This window comes from Coleofasciculus sp. LEGE 07092, from assembly GCF_015207375.1.
Taxonomy (GTDB): domain Bacteria; phylum Cyanobacteriota; class Cyanobacteriia; order Cyanobacteriales; family Coleofasciculaceae; genus LEGE-07092.
In genome coordinates this window covers 1-2,529 of the sequence record NZ_JADEWY010000262.1, presented here as the reverse complement: position 1 = coordinate 2,529, position 2,529 = coordinate 1, and the positions used below count along the sequence as shown (strand labels likewise).

General features: G+C 48.7%; 3 protein-coding genes. 2 read left to right on the top strand and 1 reads right to left on the bottom strand.

The genetic code is table 11. The features are described from left to right. On the bottom strand, positions 1-768 hold a 768-nt coding region (locus IQ257_RS29360; RefSeq protein WP_193933493.1), incomplete at its 3' end, for a DHH family phosphoesterase. A gap of 564 nt (positions 769-1,332) precedes the next feature. Between IQ257_RS29360 and psbZ the strand changes: the two genes are divergently transcribed. Together psbZ and ribH are read left to right on the top strand one after the other, a co-directional pair. Further along, the gene (gene psbZ / locus IQ257_RS29355; RefSeq protein ID WP_193882612.1) at positions 1,333-1,524 is read left to right on the top strand and encodes a photosystem II reaction center protein PsbZ; all 192 of its coding nucleotides are present in this window, start codon (positions 1,333-1,335) and stop codon (positions 1,522-1,524) included. Between the two features lie 210 nt (positions 1,525-1,734). Next, a complete protein-coding gene (gene ribH / locus IQ257_RS29350) occupies positions 1,735-2,343 on the top strand; it encodes a 6,7-dimethyl-8-ribityllumazine synthase (protein ID WP_193882614.1) in 609 nt (202 codons plus the stop codon). Positions 2,344-2,529 lie beyond the last annotated feature (186 nt).

The following is a 2,529-nucleotide window of genomic DNA, read 5'->3' as shown; positions in this document are numbered from 1 at the left end:
GGTTGTGTATAAGAGACAGCCCCCATACTCTGCCGCTAACAACAACGCATCACTTTCAGTCAGTTCAACTAACCGGGACGCCAAGCTCGATAATCCTGGCACGTATTCCGGAGTTTTGAGGAGTACCCAAGAAACGGTGTACCCTAAGCGGATTTGAGAGTGCAACTGATCGAGGGCTATGGTTAGAAGTTGTTGTAACTGGGGAGACAGTCCTGGATCGGTGTATTCGGCAATTTGCCGGATATTTGCCCCCTGTGCCATTAACCAAGCTAAGGCGGCGGCGTCCCTTGGGGTGGTTTGGTCAAAGGTGAGCGAGCCGGTATCGACGTGAATTCCGAGTGCCATGACTGTCGCTTCTGCTGTGGTTAACGCCATGGGAGTTTGCTGCAACTGCTCGACAATCAGAGTCGTTGTTGCTCCCACTGGCTCGATTTGGCGGTGAGTGGCTGGAATATCGCTCTCAATTCCTAGGTGATGGTCGTAGACTTCAATAGAGTTTAACTGCGGTAGGTCTAACCATTCTGCTGCTTTGCCCAAGCGATCGCGTTTTTGAGTATCGACGACAATCAGTGAATGAATCTGCTCTGTCTTAACGGAGCGACGTTCGAGCAAGGGATATTCGTCCCGGTGCAGTGCTAAAAAATCCCGCACGGCTGGGTGAGCGCCCCCCGTTAGCACCACTTTCGATCCAGGTTTCAGGCGCGTCAATCCCACTGCTGCACCGAGGGCGTCGAAATCCGTGATGGTATGGCACAATATCAAATCCATGGCTAGAGCAGGAGGGTAATCAGCGATCGCAGGTTTCGACTACCTCTATTTTCGGTTTTTTCGGAAAAAGCGGGTCAACTTTTGGTAGCTTACCTAAAAGTTGCTCAACATCAAGGTACAATCTCAATAGAATTGGGTTTGCTCTCAACCTAAGAGGCTGTTCAACTTGGTCTGACTAGTCTCCAACTGAGAGAAGAGTATTGAAATTTGTACAGAGTGTAGACCTTGAGGCTGCTCGGTACATTGGGAAAGACTCGCCACAAAAATACCGTGGGACACACGGAAATTTAAGCTTGAGGATTGTTCTGCAAGGCTTCGCTGTGAGCGATTCAGACTTCGGACTTCGGCGTAAGCTCAGTCGAACGCTTGAGCGCTCAGTCGAAAGCCGAACGGGACAAGAATGCTCGGTAAGACGGAAAGAGACTAACCGCACGATCAGCCCAAGAATCACCTGTCTTTGATTGCAGGTGAATGTCAATAATCAGGAAGTTTTATTAACATCAGTCAAGTCTGGACTGAACAATTTCTATCCAGTCCATTGCTGTTTTGGGAGAACAATCGGAAATGTCCATCCTTTTTCAGATATCACTCGCTGCTTTGGTTATTTTGTCATTCGTCATGATTGTCGGCGTGCCAGTAGCCTATGCCACCCCTCAAAACTGGGAACAATCAAAACGATTCATCTGGCTGGGGTCTGGTCTTTGGTCTGCTCTTGTCATTCTAGTCGGTGTTTTAAATTATTTCGTTGTTGCTTAAGGTTATCCCCGCCTGGATCGATGATCCAGACGGGGATTTGCTATCATTACAGGCTTAGGCTTCTACGAGGTAGGGCGTCGGCTGCCAAAACAGCTATTGCTCTCCTCGATTAGTCAAGGGGACTTCGCGCCCAGGCACTCAGGGTGTGGACTCGGCAGTGGTTTTAGGGGCAGTCTCGGTGTTAAATCTTAAAAAGTTCTATAGATAATTATGGCAGTTTTCGAGGGGAATTTTACGTCAACCAAACCCCTACGGTTGGCAATTGTCATCGGTCGCTTTAATGATTTAGTAACCGATAAGCTTTTAACAGGGTGCCAAGACTGCCTGAAACGCCATGGTGTCGATCCTAGTCCCAATGGTTCTCAAGTCGATTATATTTGGGTGCCTGGTAGTTTTGAAGTCCCGATGATGGCTCGTCAAGCCGCTCTTTCACATCGCTATGATGCGGTAATTTGTTTGGGTGCCGTTATTCGGGGGCAAACGCCTCATTTTGATTATGTCGCGGCTGAAGTCTCTAAGGGCATTGCGGCAGCGAGTTTTCAAACCGGTGTTCCGGTAATTTTTGGGGTTTTGACAGCAGATACGATGCAGCAAGCCTTGGAACGAGCCGGAATTAAGAGCAACAAGGGTTGGGAATTTGCCATGAGTGCTTTAGAAATGGCAAGTTTAATGCAGCAGTTTAAGGGAAATAATGGCTCGGCATCCGCTTACGGTGTCTATGAGTCGGGTGCGGTGACAACTCAGGCTCTACCTGTGTCTCCGAGTCGAACAATTCCTACAGAATCAACTCCAGAACATCAAGAGTCAGCTAATTTGTAAGCTTTTTAAGGGAGTAGGGGAGCAGGGGAGCAGGGGAATTCCCCTACACCATCTTCCCCTACACCATCAATAAGCGGTAGCGTGGTAGCTCCCGTTTTGTAAACGGGGGCGGAAAGGCGGCACGGCAAATTTATTTGCCGACTACTTGTTGCTGTGATGTGGGTCATTAATGTAAGCCAGAATCAC